Source organism: Nocardioides sp. P4_G4 (genome assembly GCF_056401085.1).
Genome location: NZ_JBFUKA010000006.1, coordinates 37,625 through 56,391 on the forward strand (window position 1 = coordinate 37,625; position 18,767 = coordinate 56,391).

12 protein-coding genes are annotated in these 18,767 nt (G+C 69.8%); 3 read left to right on the top strand and 9 right to left on the bottom strand.

Going from position 1 to position 18,767, the window contains the following annotated elements:
* Positions 1-40 precede the first annotated feature (40 nt).
* Together AC1DQF_RS02590 and AC1DQF_RS02595 are read left to right on the top strand one after the other, a co-directional pair.
* The gene (locus AC1DQF_RS02590) at positions 41-2,236 is read left to right on the top strand and encodes an MMPL family transporter (protein ID WP_477523649.1); all 2,196 of its coding nucleotides are present in this window, start codon (positions 41-43) and stop codon (positions 2,234-2,236) included.
* Positions 2,237-2,245: 9 nt separating this feature from the next.
* Positions 2,246-3,811 carry a peptide chain release factor 3 gene (locus tag AC1DQF_RS02595; protein ID WP_477523650.1) on the top strand — a complete coding sequence of 522 codons (1,566 nt, stop codon included), beginning with the start codon at positions 2,246-2,248 and terminating at the stop codon, positions 3,809-3,811.
* Positions 3,812-3,816: 5 nt separating this feature from the next.
* Here the strand turns inward: AC1DQF_RS02595 and ppk2 are convergent, their stop codons facing one another.
* From ppk2 to AC1DQF_RS02640, 9 genes are all read right to left on the bottom strand, one after another.
* The gene (ppk2, locus tag AC1DQF_RS02600; protein ID WP_477523651.1) at positions 3,817-4,710 is read right to left on the bottom strand and encodes a polyphosphate kinase 2; all 894 of its coding nucleotides are present in this window, start codon (positions 4,708-4,710) and stop codon (positions 3,817-3,819) included.
* A gap of 97 nt (positions 4,711-4,807) precedes the next feature.
* Entirely contained in the window at positions 4,808-6,808 is a 2,001-nt protein-coding gene (locus AC1DQF_RS02605) for an MFS transporter (RefSeq protein ID WP_477523652.1), read from the bottom strand.
* 129 nt (positions 6,809-6,937) lie between these two features.
* Positions 6,938-8,431: a YfcC family protein gene (locus tag AC1DQF_RS02610; protein ID WP_477523653.1), complete on the bottom strand. Its 1,494-nt coding sequence runs from the start codon at positions 8,429-8,431 to the stop codon at positions 6,938-6,940.
* A complete protein-coding gene (locus AC1DQF_RS02615) occupies positions 8,431-10,002 on the bottom strand; it encodes a Na+/H+ antiporter NhaC family protein (protein ID WP_477523654.1) in 1,572 nt (523 codons plus the stop codon). The genes AC1DQF_RS02610 and AC1DQF_RS02615 overlap by 1 nt, the downstream gene beginning before the upstream one ends.
* A 9-nt stretch (positions 10,003-10,011) precedes the next feature.
* Positions 10,012-10,167 (bottom strand): hypothetical protein, encoded by a 156-nt coding sequence (locus AC1DQF_RS02620; protein ID WP_477523655.1) that lies wholly within the window; start codon positions 10,165-10,167, stop codon positions 10,012-10,014.
* A 13-nt stretch (positions 10,168-10,180) separates the two neighbouring features.
* Positions 10,181-11,443: an arginine deiminase gene (locus AC1DQF_RS02625; protein ID WP_477523656.1), complete on the bottom strand. Its 1,263-nt coding sequence runs from the start codon at positions 11,441-11,443 to the stop codon at positions 10,181-10,183.
* Between the two features lie 39 nt (positions 11,444-11,482).
* Positions 11,483-12,397, bottom strand: coding sequence for a carbamate kinase (gene arcC, locus AC1DQF_RS02630; protein ID WP_477523657.1), 915 nt, complete (start codon positions 12,395-12,397; stop codon positions 11,483-11,485).
* Between the two features lie 10 nt (positions 12,398-12,407).
* A complete protein-coding gene (gene argF, locus AC1DQF_RS02635; protein WP_477523658.1) occupies positions 12,408-13,409 on the bottom strand; it encodes an ornithine carbamoyltransferase in 1,002 nt (333 codons plus the stop codon).
* An 18-nt stretch (positions 13,410-13,427) separates the two neighbouring features.
* Positions 13,428-16,205 carry a cation-translocating P-type ATPase gene (locus AC1DQF_RS02640; RefSeq protein WP_477523659.1) on the bottom strand — a complete coding sequence of 926 codons (2,778 nt, stop codon included), beginning with the start codon at positions 16,203-16,205 and terminating at the stop codon, positions 13,428-13,430.
* A gap of 113 nt (positions 16,206-16,318) precedes the next feature.
* Between AC1DQF_RS02640 and AC1DQF_RS02645 the strand changes: the two genes are divergently transcribed.
* Complete coding sequence (locus tag AC1DQF_RS02645; protein ID WP_477523660.1) at positions 16,319-18,739, top strand: phosphoketolase family protein; 2,421 nt, start codon at positions 16,319-16,321, stop codon at positions 18,737-18,739.
* Positions 18,740-18,767 lie beyond the last annotated feature (28 nt).

Sequence of the window (18,767 nt, forward strand, 5' to 3'; positions counted from 1 at the left end):
GGCCCACCACCGGGACCCCACTCCCGAGAGGCAGACCACCATGAACAGGTTCACCCGAGCTGTCGCCATGGCGAGCGCGAGGCACCCCTGGCGCACCATGACCGGCTGGATGCTCGTCCTCGCCACCGTCCTGCTCCTCGCCGCCACCGGCGGGGGCACCTTCGTCGACGACTTCTCCGCGCGGGGCAGCGAGAGCGAGCGCGCCTCGGCGCTGCTCGCCGACGAGTTCCCCGACGCGGCGCTGGGCTCTGCGCTCGTCGTCCTCGCTGCCGACGAGGGCGCCACCCTCGAGTCCCAGCGTGCCGGCGTCGACTCGGTGCTGGCCGACGTCTCCGGGCTCGACCACGTCGCCACGGTGACCGACCCGTTCACGACGGGCACCGTGTCGCCCGACGGGCGCATCGGGTACGCCCGCATCACCCTCGACGTGCCCGAGCGGGAGATGGGCAAGCCGGCGTTCACCAGCCTGGCCGACTCCGTCTCGGCCATGGGCGAGCCGGGCGTCCGGGTCGAGCTCGGCGGCGACGCCGTCTTCCTCAACGCCGCGGCCAACAGCTCGGGGCACGTCGGGATCGGCCTGCTGGTGGCCCTGATGGTGCTGCTCCTGGTCTTCGGGACCTTCGTGGCGGCCGTCCTGCCGATCGGGATCGCCCTCATCGCCGTCGGCGCCGGCGTCGGGGGCATCGGCATCCTGGCCGCCGTCATCGACGTGTCACCGTCGGCCATCCCCGTCGCCGGGCTGGTCGGCCTCGGCGTGGGCATCGACTACGCCCTGTTCGTCGTGTCCCGGTACCGCGAGAGCCGGGCCAAGGGAGTCGACAACCAGCGCGCCCTCGCCCATGCCATGGGCTCCTCCGGCACGGCGGTCGTGTTCGCCGGGGGCACCGTCGTCATCGCCACGGCCTCGCTGGCCACCATCGGGCTCGGCGTGCTGACCTCGATCGGGCTGGCCACCTCCCTCATGGTGCTCCTCGCCGTGGCCGCCGCCATCACCCTCCTCCCCGCCCTCCTGGCCCTGCTGGGCGACCGCATCGACAAGGGCCGCATCGGGCGTCGCCGCGCCTCCGCCACGCCCGCCGAGGACACCGCATGGTGGCGCTTCGGCCACCGGGTCTCGGCTCGCCCCTGGCCCTACCTGCTGGCCTCCACCGCAGCCCTGCTGGCGATCGCGGCCCCCGCGTTCTGGATGCAGACCGGCTTCCCCGCGGCCGGCGACGCCCCCGCCGAGACGACCCACCGACAGGCGTACGACCTCCTGGCGGAGGGCTTCGGCATCGGCGTCAACGCACCGCTCCTGGTCATCACCGACCTCGGCGAGAGCGGTGCCGGGGCGGCCGACCTCCCCGCGGTCGCCGCGGAGATCGCCGCCGTTCCCGGGATCGCCTCGGTCGGCGAGCCGCTCGTCTCCCCGCAGGGCGACACCGTGGTCATGACCGCGACCCCGACCACCGGTCCGGCCGACGCCGACACCTCGGCGACGATCCAGCGGGTCCGCGACGTCGTCCCGGACAACGTCTACGTCTCGGGGATCACGGCCACGACCGACGACCTCAACGACCAGCTCAACGCCAAGCTGCCGATCTTCATCGGCACGGTGATCGGGGTGTCGTTCCTGCTCCTGATGCTGGTCTTCCGCTCGATCGCGGTGCCCCTCAAGGCGGCCGTGATGAACCTGCTGTCCATCGCCGGGGCGTACGGCGTCCTGGTCGCGGTCTTCCAGTGGGGCTGGGGCGCCGAGCTCCTGGGCCTGGCCGGGCCGACGCCGATCACCTCGGTCATCGTGGTGATCATGTTCCCGATCCTGTTCGGGCTCTCCATGGACTACGAGGTGTTCCTGCTCTCCCGGATCCGCGAGGAGTACGACCGCACCGGCGACAACGCCGAGTCGGTCGCCCGCGGTCTTGCCGGCACCGGACGGGTGATCACGTCCGCCGCCCTCATCATGGTCGCGGTCTTCCTCAGCTTCGTCGCCAGCCCGGTGCCGTCGCTGAAGATGCTCGGCCTGGGGCTGGCCACCGCGATCCTCATCGACGCCACCGTGGTCCGCATGGTCYTGGTGCCGGCGACCATGTCCCTGCTGGGCAGGGCCAACTGGTGGCTGCCGGCGTGGCTGGACCGGATCCTGCCCGTCATCGCCCTTGAGGGCGGCGTCGAGCCGCACGCCCTGCCCCAGCCGGCGGCGTACGACGAGGAGACCACCGCCGCGGAAGCACGGGTCCAAGCCTCGTCCCGGTAGATTTGGCCGGTGCCCGACTCCCGCCCCCGCCGTACGTTCGCCGTCATCAGCCACCCCGACGCGGGCAAGTCGACCCTCACCGAGGCGCTCGCCCTGCACGCGCGGGTGATCACCGAGGCGGGGGCCGTCCACGGCAAGGGCGACCGCCGCGCCACCGTGTCCGACTGGATGGCGATGGAGAAGGCGCGCGGCATCTCGATCACCTCCGCCGCGCTGCAGTTCGTCTACCGCGACCACGTGATCAACCTCGTCGACACCCCCGGCCACAGCGACTTCTCCGAGGACACCTACCGGGTGCTGTCGGCGGTCGACTCGGCGGTGATGCTGGTCGACGCGGGCAAGGGGCTCGAGCCGCAGACGCTCAAGCTGTTCAAGGTCTGCGCCCTGCGTGGCATCCCGGTGATCACGGTCATCAACAAGTGGGACCGGCCCGGCCTGTCGGCACTGGAGCTGATGGACCTGATCCAGGAGAAGATCAAGCTCCGCCCCACTCCTCTGACCTGGCCGGTCGGCGAGGCCGGCGACTTCCGCGGCGTCCTGGACCGGCGTACGGGTGACTTCGTGAAGTACACCCGCACCGCCGGCGGGGCCACGCGGGCCCCGGAGCAGCGGTTGGGCCCCGACCAGGTGGCCGAGACCGACGCGCAGGTGTGGGCCGACGCGGTCGAGGAGCACGAGCTGCTCACCCTCGACGACGCCGACCACGACCAGGAGCGCTTCCTGGCCGGCGAGACGACACCCGTCATGTTCGCCTCGGCCCTGCAGAACTTCGGCGTCGCGCAGCTGCTGGACCTGCTGCTCGACCTGGCCCCGGAGCCCAGCGCGACCCCCGGGGTCGACGGGTCGGTCCGCGAGGTCGCCGACGAGTTCAGCGCCTTCGTCTTCAAGGTGCAGTCCGGGATGAACAGCGCCCACCGCGACCGGCTCGCGTACGCGCGCGTCGTCTCAGGCACCTTCGAGCGCGGCATGGTCGTCACCCACGCCGGCACCGGTCGCCCCTTCGCGACGAAGTTCGCGCAGGCGGTCTTCGGCCGGGAGACGACCTCGGTGGAGAGCGCCGAGCCCGGCGACATCATCGGCCTGGTCAACGCGCAGGCCCTGCGGGTCGGCGACACGGTGTACGTCGGCGACCCGATCGAGTACCCGCCGGTGCCGACCTTCGCCCCCGAGCACTTCGTGAGCGCCAGCGCCGGCGACATCGGCCGCTACAAGCAGTTCCGCCGGGGCATCGAGCAGCTCGACCAGGAGGGCGTGGTGCAGGTGCTGCGGTCCGACCTGCGCGGCGACCAGAGCCCCGTCCTCGCCGCCGTCGGCCCCATGCAGTTCGAGGTCGTCGAGGACCGGATGACCAACGAGTTCAACGCCCCGATCCGGTTCACCCGGCTGGACTACCAGCTCGCCCGGCGCACCGACAGTGCCGGCGCCTCGGCGCTGGCCGGGATGCGGGGTGTCGAGGTCCTCCGGCGCAGCGACGGCACCTACCTGGCGCTCTTCGTGGACCAGTGGCGGGCCAAGGTCACCGAGCGCGACAACCCGGACGTCATGCTCGAGGCCCTGCCGGCCGGCGGGAGCTGACCGGGTCAGTCGCCGACGGCGTCCCGGCCCCGCTGCACGATGGCGGGGTCGGGAGCGAAGACCACGGTGGGGTCCTTGCCCTCGTAGTCGACATGGTGCAGGAAGAGCCTCAGCGCGTTGATCCGGGCCCGCTTCTTGTCGTTGCTCTTCACCGTGTACCAGGGCGTGTGGTCGGTGTCGGTGCGGAGGAACATCTCCTCCTTGGCCTGGGTGTAGGCCTCCCACTTGTCGAGGCTCTCGATGTCCATGGGTGAGAGCTTCCACCGCCGCACCGGGTCGATCTGTCGCACCGCGAACCGGGTCCGCTGCTCCTGCTGTGTCACCGAGAACCACAGCTTGGTCACCTCGATGCCGTCGTCGTGGAGCATGCGCTCGAAGGCCGGAGCCTGTGACATGAAGGTGCCGTACTCCTCGTCGGTGCAGAAGCCCATGACGCGCTCCACGCCGGCGCGGTTGTACCAGGAGCGGTCGAACATCACGATCTCCCCGAACGTCGGCAGGTGCGCGACGTACCGCTGGAGGTACCACTGGCCCAGCTCGGTCGAGCTCGGCTTGGTCAGCGCCACCACGCGCGCCCCCCGCGGGTTGAGGTGCTCGGTGAACCGCTTGATGGTGCCGCCCTTGCCGGCCGCGTCCCGCCCCTCGAACACGACCACGTGTCGGCGCCGGTTGTCCTGGGTCCAGTACTGGAACTTCAACAGCTCGATCTGCAGCAGGTACTTCTCGACCTCGTAGGAGTTGCGGCTCATCAGTTCGTCGTAGGGGTAGTCGTCGCGCCACGTGTCGACCGCGCTGCCGTCGGGACGGATCAGGAGCGGATCCCCGCCGTGGTCGTCACGGACGGTGTACCCCTCCTGCACCAGGGAGTCGATGTACTCGCGGAGCGGCATCTGCTGCATGACTGAGTGTGGCGCACCCACCGCGTGGCGTCCACGACGAGATCCCAGAGCGACGAGCTCGGGTCAGGACACGTCGAACGCGTCGACGTCGAGGTCGTCAGGACCCGACCTCGCTCACCTCGGAGACCTCGGGCATGACGACGTTGAACCGTCGCCGCTGGGCGCTGATCACCACGTCCTCGGACTCCGCCGTCCCGGTGCGCGGGTCGAGGGCGGTCAGGACGTAGCGCCCGAGGGGTGGCAGGCCCAGCTCGTAGTGGCCCTCCTCGTCGGTGCGGGTCGCGCCGACGGACTCCCCCGCCGCATCGGTGAGGACCACGAGCGCGTCGTCCACCGGCCAGCCGCCGCGGGAGACCACGCCGGCCACCGTGAGCCGCTGGTCGATCCGCAGGACGGACGGCGAGTCCGGGGAGAGCTGTCGGAGCTCCGAGCGCGCCGCCCAGCCCTCGGCGCCGTAGACCACGAGGTACTCCCCCGCCCCGGGCAGCACGAGGGACCAGCGGCCGTCGTTGTCGGCCCGCGCCCAGTCGGCCTGGCGGCCGGTCCGCTCCAGCACCGACACCACGGCGAGCCTGGCCGGGCTTCCATCGGGCTTCTGGACCCGGCCGCGGACCACCACCTCGGTCCCGGCGTCCCCTCGCCGTACGGCGTCGGCGCGCAACGTCTCCGGCTGCCGACCGGGCCGGACGGCAGGCGTCGAGGCGAGGGCGGGCGCGGGACGGGCGGGGATGAACAGGGCCACTCCCGCTCCGAGCAGGGCGGCACCCGCGGCCAGCCAGGCGGTGGCGTGCACGGCGCCCAGGGACGGGTAGGCGATGTCGCCGACCACCATGGTCCCCGCGGTGAGCACCGCGGCGACCGTCGCCGAGCACGTCGAGGTGCCGATGGAGCGGACCACGGCGTTGAGCCCGTTGGCCGCAGCGGTCTCGGTGATCGGCACCGACTGCATGATCAGCACCGGCATCGCCGAGAAGGCGATCGCGACTCCGACCGAGACGACGGCCACCGCGACACTGACCTGGAACACGCTGCCGTCGAGGAGCACGCGCAGGACGTAGCCCAGGCCGGTCACCAGCAGCCCCGCGACCAGCGTCGTACGGGCGCCGAAGCGGCGGGTGATGGAGGCGGAGAACGGCGACATGACGATCATCAGCACACCGCCGGGCAGCATGGCCAGGCCCGCCTCGGTGACGCTCAGGCCGAAGCCGACCCCGCTGTCGACAGGGAGCTGGAGCTGCTGCACCGCGACCAGCAGGTTGGAGAACATGGCGAAACCGGCGAGCAGGGAGGCGATGTTGGTGAGCAGCACCGGCCGTCGCGCCGAGGTGCGCAGGTCGACCAGGGGTTGGCCGGTGCGCAGCTCCCAGGGCGCCCACATCGCGAAGACGAGGGCGGAGACGAGGAAGGACAGCAGCGTCCACTGCGAGGTCCAGCCCCAGTGGCCGCCCTTGGAGATGGCCAGCAGGAGCGAGGTGAGGGCGATCGACATCAGGATCGCACCCACCCAGTCGAAGCGGGCCGGGGTGCGCACGGTGGACTCGGGCACGACCGTGAGCACCAGCACCAGCATCACCACCGACATGGCGACGCTGCCCCAGAAGACGGCCTGCCAGCCGAACGACTCGTAGATGACCCCCGACAGCGGGAGCCCGACCGCGCCACCGATGCCGAGCGTGGTGCTCATCAGGGCGACGGCGCTGCCGATCCGCTCCGGAGGGAGCTCGTCGCGCATGGTGGAGATGCCGATCGGGATCAGCGCGGGCGCGAAGCCCTGGAGCGCGCGGGCGACGATGAGGACCTGCAGCGAGTCGCTCGCGGCACCCAGCAGCGACCCGGCCAGCAGCAGCACGAGCGAGACGACGATCATCCGGCGCTTGCCGTACATGTCGGCGAGGCGGGACAGGATCGGGGTGGCCACCGCGGCGGTGAGCAGGGTGACGGTGACCAGCCAGGAGGCGTTGTCGGCGGTGGTGTCCAGCAGCCGGGGGAAGTCGGGCAGCAGCGGGACGACGAGGGTCTGCATCAGCGAGACGGAGGTGCCGCACAGGGCGAGCACCAGCACGATCGGACCGGCGCGTCGCGACTCCTCGGGGGTCATGACCTGGGGGGTTGCGGTCGCCGTCACCGGACCGCCCGGCAGTCGGGTGCCATGCGCCGCAGACTACGCGGATCGTCGTGCGGGCGACGGTGGCCGGCACGAACCGCAATGACGTCCCGCCGGCCGGCGTCAGGTGACCAGCGCTGCCGCGCCGAGAACGACGATCACCAGCCCGGCCAACATGGCCAGCAGCGGCCACACCCATCGCAGGTAGGTGCCGTAGGGCACCCTGGCGATCGCCAGGCCACCCATCACCACCGCCGACGTCGGGATGAAGAGGTTCATCAGCCCGGAGGCGCTCTGGAACGCGGTCACGACCAGCTCGGCCGGAACGCCGACGAAGTCGGCGAGCGGCGCCATGATCGGCATCGAGACGGTGGCGAGCCCCGATGAGGACGGGATGAGGAAGGACAGCGGCATGAAGAGCAGGAACACCACGACCGCGAACCCGACCTCACCGACCCCGTCGACGGCGATCTCGGCCCAGTGCAGAACCGTGTCGGTGATCCCGCCGTTGTTCATGACCACCGTGATGCCACGGGCGATCCCGATGATGAGGGCGACCCCCAGGAGGTCCCTGGCGCCGTCGACGAACGCGTCGGTCAGCTCACCCTCGCCCAGCCGGCCGATGAGGCCGATGATGACCGAGAACAGGATGAACAGCGCCGTCATCTCGGGGAACCACCACCACAGCGTCGGCAGCCCGATACCCATGTCCTCCCACGGGATGACGCCGTACATCATGATCCCGAAGGCGAGTCCGAACGTCACGAGGATCGCCTTCTGCTGGCCTGACATGACCACGGTGGTGGCCTCCTGGTCGACGGCGAAGTGTGCCTGGTTCGACTCCTTCATGTCGTGGACCACGGACGTGGTCGGGTCCTTCTTGACCCGGTCGGCGTACCGCAGCACGAAGAAGATGCCCAGACCCAGGCCCAGCACCAGGATGATGAGTCGCGACAACAGCCCGTCGCTGATGGAGACCCCGGCGAACCCGGACGCGATGCCGGTGGCGAACGGGTTGATGGTCGAGCCGAGCGTCCCGATCCCACACCCGAGCAGCACGACCGCGGCGCCGGTGAGCGCGTCGTACCCGGCCGCGATCATGACGGCGATGACCAGGCTGTAGAACGCCAGGCTCTCCTCGGCCATGCCGTAGGTGGACCCGCCGAGCGCGAAGACCATCATCAGGATCGGGATCATCCAGCGCTCGCGGCCCTTGAGTCGCGCCACCAGGCCACTGATGCCGGTCTGGATTGCGCCGGTGCGCATGGTCACCCCGAGGAAGCCGCCGATGACGATGATGAAGAGGGCGACGTCGATGGCGCCGAACAGGGCACCGGTGTTGTAGTAGCTGATGCTCCCGTCGGCGGCCTCGATGCCGTACAGGCCGTTGATGGGCGCGGTCAGGGAGTCGATGAGAACACGCTGCGGATTGCCGTCGACCTCCTTGTAGGTGCCCGGGAGGGGGGCGCCCTCCTTGTCGAGCTGGTACTGCCCCGCGGGGATGAGCCACGTCGCCAACGCCATGAGGACGATCAGGGCGAAGAGGATCGTGTACGCCGAGGGGAGGGTGAACCCGTGCTTCCGCTCGGCGGGGCTCGTCGTGCTCTGGTCGCTCATCAAGAGCTCCTGTCCCCGGGCGGCTGCCCGGTGTCGGGTGGGACGACGGGGATCTGCTCGGTGTCTCCCCAGGACTTCTCGGCCCCGGGGACCTTGAAGCCGATGTAGCCGTAGAGGATGTCGAGCAGCGGACTGAGCAGGTTGAAGAAGCAGAACGGGAAGTAGGCGGCGGTCGAGACCCCCAGGACGCCGGAGATGTAGGCGCCACAGGTGTTCCACGGCACCAGGACCGACGTCACGGTTCCGGAGTCCTCCACGGCCCGGGACAGCACCTGCGGAGCCAGGTCCCGCCGAGCGAACTCGTTGCGGAACATGCGTGCCGGGAGGACGACGGCGACGTACTGGTCACCGGCGATGACGTTCAGGCCGATGCCGCTGCCGTTGACCGCGAGGATCAGCGAACCCCGTCGCCCCGCACGCGAGACGATCGGCATGAGCAGCCGTTGCAGGAAGCCCGCGTGCTCCATCACGGCGGCGAAGGAGAGCGCGCCGAGGACGAGCCAGATGGTCGTCAGCAGGCCCGCCATGCCGCCGCCCGAGAACAGGTCGTCGATGGCCGGGGAGCCGGAGTTGCTGACGAACCCGGTGGCCATGGCTTCGAAGATCGCGTGGACGGCGGTGGAGAACGGCCCCAGGCCGGGGTCGTCGACGAACGCCTTGACCGCGTCCCACTGGGTGAACTGCGCCAGGATGCCGGCGAACAGTGCGGACCCGAGGATGGACAGGAAGGGCGGGAACTTCAGGATCGCGAAGACCACCAGCAGCAGGAGCGGGAGGAGGTTCACCGCCGAGATGTCGAACGCCGTTCCCAGCGCCTCTCGGGCTGCGTCGGTGCTGATGGCACCTTCGGGTTCGGCGTTGAGGCCGAGCACCGTGAAGATCACCAGGCTGATGCCCAGCGCCGGACCGGCGGTCCAGAACATGTTCCGCACATGCTCACCGACGGTCAGTCCACCGCCGACGAGCTGCGGGACCAGGATCGTGGTCTCGGACAGCGGGGTCATCTTGTCGCCGAAGTAGGCGCCGCAGATGACGGCTCCGGCGGCCATCGCCTCGGACAGGCCCATCACGTTGGCCATCCCCACGAACGCCACGCCGAGGGTGCCGGCGGTGGTCCACGAGCTGCCGGTGACCATGCCGACCAGGGCGCACACCACGGCTGCGGTCACGAAGAACCACGTCGGGCTGACTATCCGGATGCCGTAGTCGACGATGGTGGGGATGGTGCCGGCCATGTTCCAGGTGCCGATCAGGGAGCCGACGGCCAGCAGGATGAAGATCGCTCCGACGGCAGAGGTCACGCCTCCCACGGCGGCCTCGGCCACGCCGGCGACGGTGTACCCGTTCTTGAACGCCATCAGGCTGGCGAACGCGGCACTGATCAGCAGCGCCACCTGGAGCGGGCCGTTCGTCGCGTCGATGCCGAAGACGATGATGGTCAGGGCCAGCAGGCAGATCAGCACCACGATCGGCAGGACCGCGTCGAGCATCGTCGGGGGGCGGGGAACCCGTCCCCCCGGCGTCGGCGCACCGRTGCCGGCCGGCATCGGCGCCTCGGGAGCGGCCGGCATGCGTCGCTCCTAGGCCCGCGCCGTCAGGGAGGTGCTGTGCACCGCGCCGAGCGAGCCGACGTACTGGCCGTGGTGGTGCTCGTTCCCGCGCGCCCACACGAGCATGCCGACCACGCAGGCCAGCAGCACGACGACGAAGAACCACCGCGGCATCTCTGAGAACATGGGACTTGTCCCGTCACACCGGGTCGCGGGTGAGCGGGCAGGTCATGCAGTGTCCACCGCCGCGGCCCTTGCCGAGCTCGAACCCCTCGATCGTGATCACCTCGACGCCGGCCTCGCGCATCTTCGCGATCGTGTAGGTGTTGCGTTCGTAGGCCACGACGACCCCGGGCTCCAGTGCGACCACGTTGTTGCCGTCGTCCCACTGCTCGCGCTCCTGCTGGTAGGCGTCACCACCTGTCTCCACCACGTGCATGCGGGGGACGCCCATCGTGTCGGCCACCGCACCGAGGAAGGACTTCTCCTCGGTGACGTGGAAGCGCTTCCCGTTGCTGCCCGGCCGGAGGCTGATGGCCCGGACGCCGTCGACGACCTTCGGGTACGCCGTGACCTTGTCGCGGTCCAGCATGGTGAACACCGTGTCCAGGTGCATGTGGGCCCGGTCCTTGGTCATGACCACCGCGATCACTCGCTCCGCAGCACCCTTCTCGAACAGGGCGGCTGCGACCTGCTCGATCATCCGGGCCTGGGAACGTTCGCTCATCCCGATGAGGACCGTCCCGTTGCCGATCGGCTGGACGTCGCCGCCCTCGAGGGAGGACCGCCCGAAGTCGTGCGAGTCGAAGCGGCCGTCCTCACGCAGGTGCGGGTACCAGTACTCGAAGTCCGCGTCGGCGAACATCGGGTGGTAGCGGTAGATGGCCACCATGTTGTAGGCCTCGAGCCGCCGGGCCGGCCAGAACATCGGGTTGATCGTGACTCCCCCGAAGATCCAGCACGAGGAATCCCGGGTGAAGAGGGTGTTGGGCAGCGGCGGCAGCACGAACATGCTCGGGTCGTCCAGGGCAGCGGCCGGGAGGGAGCTGCCCCGGTTGCGGGCGACATCGAGTCCCGACTCCGCGACGGTCAGACCGCCGATCAGGTGGGTGGCCAGCACCTCGGGCGTCATGTCGGCGAGGGCAGCTCGGATCTCGTCCACGAGCGACAGGCCTACGGTGTACTCCGACGCGGCTACCTCGATCAGGCGCTGACGGCCCTCGGCACTGGCCTCGAGCGCTTCGGCGAGGAGTGTCTGGAGGACGAAGACCTCCACACCCCGCTCGCGCATCCGGGCCACGAACTGATCGTGCTCGTACTGCGCGCGCTCCACCCACAGCACGTCATCGAACAGCAGCCCGTCGTGGTTGGTCGGCGTCAGCCGTTGCAGGCTGAGCTCCGGCCGATGGACCATCACCTGTCGAAGGCGTCCGACCTCCGAGTGGACTCCGAACGTTGTCATCTTCTTCTCCCATCCGTGCCTGGTGAGACCGTCCGCGGCTCAGCCGGCGACCACTTGGGTGCCGGCAGTCCCTTCGACGATCTGTTCGATCTCCGTCAGGCCGCCGATGGCGGCCCGCTTGCCTGTGGCCTCGACGAACCGGGCGGCCGCGTCGACCTTGGGACCCATCGAACCGGCTGCGAACGGTTGTCCACGCAGCTCCTGCGGGGTCACCCGGTCGAGGTGGCGCTGCTCCGGCGTCCCCCAGTCGGCGTACACGCCGTCGACGTCGGTCACCATCACGAACAGGTCGGCCTCCACCTCACGGGCGAGCAGCTGGCTGGCGAGATCCTTGTCGATGACGGCCTCGACCCCGACGAGCCTGTTCTCCGCGGCGGGCAGGAACATGGTCGGCACACCCCCGCCGCCGGCACAGATCACCACCGCTCCGTTCTCCAGGAGCCAGCGGATCGGCCGGATCTCGAAGATGCGGCGCGGCTCGGGAGAAGGAACGACACGCCGCCAGGCCTCCCCGTCCTGCTTGAACGTCCACGCCTTCTCGGCGACCAGCTGGTCGGCCTGCTGCTTGTCGTAGATCGGTCCGACGAACTTGGTGGGGTCGGCGAACGCGGGATCGGCCGGGTCGACCTCGACCATCGTCAGGATGGTCGCGAGCGGGGCGTCGACCGGCATCTGGTTGCCGAGCTCCTGCTCCAGGACGTAGCCGATCATCCCCTCGGACTGGGCACCCAGGACGTCCAGCGGATACGGCTCCACCTCGGCGTACGACGCGGCCTGCAGGGCCAGCAGCCCGACCTGGGGACCGTTCCCGTGCGACAGCACCAGCTCGTGCCGGCTGGCGATCGCCGCGAGCGCCGGCGCCGCCACCCGCACGTTGTCCCGCTGCCGCTCCGCCGTCATCGGCTCGCCACGCTTCAGCAGGGCATTTCCCCCGAGTGCCACGACAACGCGCACGACGACCGCCTCAGGACCCGAGGGTGGCGACCATGACGGCCTTGATGGTGTGCAGCCGGTTCTCGGCCTGGTCGAAGACGATGGAGTGCTCGGACTCGAACACCTCGTCGGTGACCTCGAGTCCGTCGAGGCCGTAGGTCTGGAAGATCTCCTCCCCCACCTTGGTGTCCCGGTTGTGGAACGCCGGCAGGCAGTGCAGGAACTTGACCTTGCGGTTCCCGGTGCGCTCGACGACGTCGGCGTTCACCTGGTAGGGCCCGAGCAGCTCGATCCGCTCCTTCCACACGCTCTTCTCCTCGCCCATGGAGACCCAGACGTCGGTGTAGAGGAAGTCGACGCCGGAGACGCCCTCGTCCACATCGGCGGTGAGGGTGAGCCGGGCGCCGGTGGACTCCGCGATCTCCCGGCAGGTCTTGACCAGGTCGTCGGACGGCCACAGGTGCTGGGGCGCGCAGAGACGGACGTCCATGCCGAGCTTGCAGCCGCCGACCATCAGCGAGTTGCCCATGTTGTTGCGGGCGTCGCCGAGGTAGCAGTAGGCGATGTCGGTGAGGCTCTTGTCGCTGTGCTCGCTCATGGTGAGCATGTCGGCGAGGATCTGGGTGGGGTGGAACTCGTCGGTCAGCCCGTTCCACACCGGCACCCCGGCAAATTCGGCCAGGATCTCCACGTCCTTCTGGGAGAAGCCCCGGTACTCGATGCCGTCGAAGGTGCGTCCCAGCACGCGCGCGGTGTCCTTCATGGACTCCTTGTGACCGATCTGGGAGCCTCCGGGGTCGAGGTAGGTGGTGTGCGCTCCCTGGTCCTTGGCCGCCACCTCGAAGGCGGTCCGGGTGCGCGTCGAGGTCTTCTGGAAGATGAGGGCGATGTCCTTGCCCTCCAGACGAGGCGTCTCGTAGCCGCCGTACTTGGCTGCCTTCAGGTCCGCGGCGAGCTTGAGGAGGAAACGCAGCTCGTCGGGGGTGAAGTCGAGCTCCTTGAGGAAGCTGCGGTTGCGTAGGTTGAACGACATGTGACTCCTCTATTCCGGTCAGACGGTTTGGGGAACCGTCACGGGTGTCGGTGTCGGCGCGACCGGCGCCGTGTGCGGGTCGCCCTCGCGACGGCGAAGCAGGAACTTGATGGCCTCCTCGACGACCAGCAGGCTCGCGGCGATGGCGAGACAGATGCCCCACTGCGCGCCGTCGAGCTCGGTGGTGCCGAAGATCTTCTTCAGGAGGTCGATGGTGGTGATGGCGACGATCGCGAGGACCGCGATGCCGTACCGGCGGAGCTGGGCCACGCCGGGCAGTGCGTCCCTGTCGAAGATGGTGCCGAGCTGGTCCCGCGACAGGAGACCGGCCACCACGTGGAAGATCGACAGCGTGGTGAGCAGCATCGTGGCAGCGACCAGGGTGCCGTCCAGGTCGTCGCCGATCTGGTAGGCCACGAGCGAGCCGGCCGTCATGATCGCGCCCTGGATGCACAGTCGGACCCAGTTCGCGCGGGACAGGACGGGTGCCGCGACCGGGCGGGGCGGCCGGGCCATCAGGCCCTTCGTGGCCTGGTCGAACCCGAGAGCGATGGCGATGGGGATGTCGACCACCATGTTGAGCCACAGGATCTGCAGCGGGTTCAGCGGCACGCCCCCGGCGACGTCCAGGAGGCCGGCGACGAGGAATATCGCGATGTAGGCGACCAGCGTGGACATCTGGAAGCGGAGGTACTTCACGAGGTTGTCGTAGAGGGTGCGCCCGTAGGACACAGCGCCCACGATCGTGGCGAAGTTGTCGTCGGTCAGGATCATCACCGCGGCCTCCTTGGAGACCTCCGTGCCCGTGATGCCCATGGCGACGCCGATGTCGGCGGCCTTGAGCGCGGGAGCGTCGTTGACACCGTCGCCCGTCATCGCGACCACGTTGCCCGAGCGCTTGAGCAGCTGGACCAGCCGGATCTTGTCCTCGGGGGCCACTCGTGCGACGACGCCGATGTCGTCGAGCTGGCCGAGCAGCTCGTCGTCGCTCATGGCCGAGAACTCGGTCCCGGTGAGCGCGCGGCCCTGGATGCCGAGCTCTCCGGCGATCGCGGCGGCCGTGACCGCATGGTCACCGGTGATCATCCGGACCCGGATCCCGGCAGAGTGGCACTCCGCGATCGCTGCCTTCGCCTCCGGCCGTGGCGGGTCGACGATGCCCACCATCGCCAGCAGGGTGAGGTCGGTGACCAGGTCGATCAGGGTGCCGCCCTCTCCGGACCGGGCCCGATCGAACGTGGCGTGGTCGAAGTCCCGCTGGGCCACCACCATGACGCGTTCACCGGAGTTGGCCATCCGGTCGTTTGCCTCGATCGCAAGGTGGCGGTTCTCGTCGGTGACGGGCACGAGGGCGCCATCCGGGGAGCGGTAGCTCCCGCCGCGCGAGATCAGCACGTCCGGTGCACCCTTGACGTAGCAGCGCACGACCGGCCGACCGTCGGCACCGGTCATCTCGTGGAAGGTGGCCATGAACTTGTACTCGGAGTCGAACGGGACCTCGTCCACCCGCGGGAAGTCCCGCTTCGTGGCGTCGAGGTCCAGCCCGCCCTTCGCGCCCAGCACGATGAGAGCGCCTTCGGTGGGGTCGCCGATCAGGCCCTCCCCGTCCAGGACAGCGTCCGCGCACAGGACCATCGGCAGCAGGTAGGGGTCCAGATCGATCCGGGCGCCGCCGACGTGCTTGATCTCGCCCTCTGTTCCGTAGCCCTCGCCCGACACCGTGTAGTTGTTGAGACCGGGGATCGCCATCTCCCGTGCGGTCATCTTGTTCAGGGTCAGGGTGCCGGTCTTGTCCGAGCAGATCGCCGAGGTGGACCCCAGCGTCTCGACGGCCGGCAGCCGCTTCACGATTGCGCCGCGCTGGGCTATCTCGCGCGTCCCCATGGACAGCAGGGCAGTGACCACGGCGGGCAGGCCGGTCGGGATCGCCGCGACGGCCAGGGCGACACCGGTGATGAACAGCGTGTCGAACGACTCCCCCCTCACCAGTCCGAGCACGACCACGAACACCAGGGCCACGCCCGCGATGAGCGCGATGATCTTCGAGAGTCCGTCGAGCTGCTTCTGCAACGGGGTCTTGTCGGTCTCGGTGTTGGCGAGCAGGTCGGCGATGTGCCCGATCTCGGTGTTCATGCCGGTCGCGGTCACCAGGATCTCGCCACGCCCGCGTGTGACCGAGGTGTTCATGTAGGCGATGCAGGTGCGGTCCCCCAACGGCACGTCGTCGCCCGGCACGGGGTCGGTGGACTTGCCGACCGGCAGGCTCTCACCGGTCAGGGCGGCCTCCTCGATCTCCAGGGTGGCCGCCAGGGTGATCCGACCGTCGGCCGGCACCCGGTTGCCGGCCTCGACCAGCACCATGTCGCCCGGGACCAGCTGCTCCGCGTCGATCTCGACCGCCTGGCCGTCGCGGCGTACTCGCGCGACCGTCTTCATCATCTGTGACAGCGCCGCGACGCTCTCCTCGGCCTTGGCCTCCTGCCGCAACCCGATCACCGCGTTGAACAGCGTCAGCCCGGCCAGGACCAGCGAGGTGCCGACGTCACCGGTCACCACGAGGTTCACCGCGGCAGCCACCAGCAGCACGATCTGCATGAAGTCCTGGTACTGCCGGAGGAAGGCTCGGAAACCCGACTCCTTCTTGCCGCCGGTCAACCGGTTCGCACCCTGCGACTCCAGCCGCCGCTGCGCCTCGTCGGCACTCAAGCCTTGCCCCGGGTCCACGTCGAGCCCCGCGGCCACCTCCCGGGCATCCATTCCTGCCGGGGAAGCCGGACGTGCTGCCAACTGCGACATGGGCGCCTCCTTCGCGCTCGCCGGACACGCCCACCATCGCGAACTGCGCCCGGACGGGGCTCATCCACAGCGGGTGAAACGGGAGCCGGGGTCGTCTGCGTAACGTCGCTCCCATGACTCGCAGCGACCTCGATCCGCCCGGGGCGGAGCTCCTGGACCGGCTGTCCCACCCCAGCGCCGACGACGTGGCTGCGGTCGACGCGTGGTGGCGGGCGAACAACTACCTCACCGTCGGCCAGATCTACCTGATGGCCAACCCACTCCTGCGGGAGCCCCTGCACTCCGACCACATCAAGCCCCGGCTGCTCGGCCACTGGGGCACCAGCCCGGGTCTGTCGTTCATCTACGCGCACGCGTCCCGACTGATCCGGGAGACCGGGCAGGAGATGGTGTACCTGGCCGGTCCCGGGCACGGTGGTCCGGCGCTCGTCGCCGCCGGATATCTGGAGGGCACCTATTCCGAGGTCTACCCCGAGGTCCGGCAGGACACCAGCGGGATGGCCCGGCTGTTCCGTCAGTTCTCGGCTCCCGGAGGCATCCCGAGCCACGTCTCGGTGACGACCCCCGGCTCGATCCACGAGGGGGGCGAGCTGGGCTACGTCCTGGTGCACGCCTTCGGCGCCGTGATGGACAACCCGGACCTGATCGCGCTGGCGGTCGTCGGCGACGGCGAGGCCGAGACCGGCCCGCTCGAGGGCTCCTGGAAGGGCGTGTCGTTCCTCAACCCGGCGCGCGACGGCGCGGTGCTCCCGATCCTCCACCTGAACGGCGCCAAGATCGCCGGCCCGACCGTGCTCGGCCGCAAGGACCCCGCCGAGGTGCGCTCGCTCTTCGAGGGCCACGGCTACGAGGTCATCGAGGTCGAGGGTGAGGACGTGCCCGGGATGCACGTGCGGTTCGCGGAGGCGCTCACCCGGGCCTGGTCCGGGATCCGAGCGATCCAGTCCGCCGCACGCAGTGGGGACTGGGACGGTGTCCGTCCGCGGTGGCCGATGATCGTGCTGCGCAGCCCCAAGGGCTGGACGGGTCCGGACGTCGTCGACGGCGTCCAGGTGCGCGGGACCTGGCGTGCGCACCAGGTGCCGCTGTCGGGGGTCAAGGGCGACCCGGCGCACCTGCAGGTGCTCGACGACTGGTTGCGCTCCTACCGGCCCGAGGACCTCTTCGACGAGGACGGAGCGCCATCGGAGCTGGTCCGCCGGGCCAACCCGGACGGCGAGCTGCGGATGAGCGCCACGCCCCACGCGAACGGCGGCCTCCTGACCCGCGACCTGGTGATGCCGGACTTCCGTGACTACGCGGTCGAGGTGCCCCGACCGGCCGCCCTGCGGAGCGAGTCGACCCGAGCGCTGGGCGCGATGATGCGCGACGTCTATGCGGCCAACCCCGATCGGTTCAGGCTGTTCTGCCCCGACGAGACGAACAGCAACCGGCTCGGGGCCGTCTTCGAGGTATCCGACCGAGCGTTCGCCGAACGGGTCACGCCCGAGGACGTGGCCCTGTCGCGCGACGGCCGGGTCATGGAGGTGCTCTCCGAGCACAACTGCCACGGCTGGCTCGAGGGCTACACCCTCACCGGTCGCCACGGCTGGTTCGCCACCTACGAGGCCTTCGCGATGGTGAGCGCCTCCCAGACGATCCAGCACAGCAAGTGGCTCCAGGAGGCCGACGAGCTCCCCTGGCGGGCGAAGGTGCCGAGCCTCAACGTCCTGCTCACCTCGACGGCCTGGCGCAACGACCACAACGGGTTCAGCCACCAGGGGCCGGGCCTGATCCAGAACGTGATCACCACCCGCGGCAACATCGGCCGCGTCTACCTGCCGCCCGACGCCAACTGCCTGCTCTCGGTGGCCGACCACTGCTTCCGCTCCCGGTCGTACGTCAACCTCGTCGTCATCGACAAGCAGCCCCAGCTCCAGTGGCTCACCATCGACGAGGCGGTCGAGCACTGCGCCCGGGGCGCGGGTGTCTGGGCCTGGGCGGGCACCGATGACGGCAGCGCCGACCCCGACATCGTGCTGGCCTGCGCCGGCGACGTGGTGACGATGGAGACGGTGGCGGCCGCCGCCATCCTGCGAGAGCACCTGCCGCTCTTCCGGACCCGCGTGGTCAACGTGGTCGACCTGATGACCCTGCCACGCCCCAAGGACCATCCGCACGGCATGGACGAGACGCTCTTCGACGAGCTGTTCACCGATCACGTGGACGTGGTCTTTGCCTTCCACGGCTACCCGGGCGCGATCCACCAGCTCGTGCACGGCCGACCCGACGCCGACCGGTTCAGGGTGCGCGGCTTCATCGAGGAGGGGACCACGACCACGCCGTTCGACATGGTGGTGCGCAACCGGGCCTCGCGCTACCACCTGGTGATGGACGCGCTGAACAACGCGCGCCGCACCCCGCCCGGAGCCAGTGACCTCATGGCGTGGTGCGAGGCCAGGCTGGCCGAGCACGCGACGTACATCGTCGAGAACCTGCAGGACCTGCCCGACGTCCGCGACTGGGTTCTCGGGGACTGGGCCGAAGAAGGCTGATGCCCCCTCACGGTCTCGGTCTCGAGCG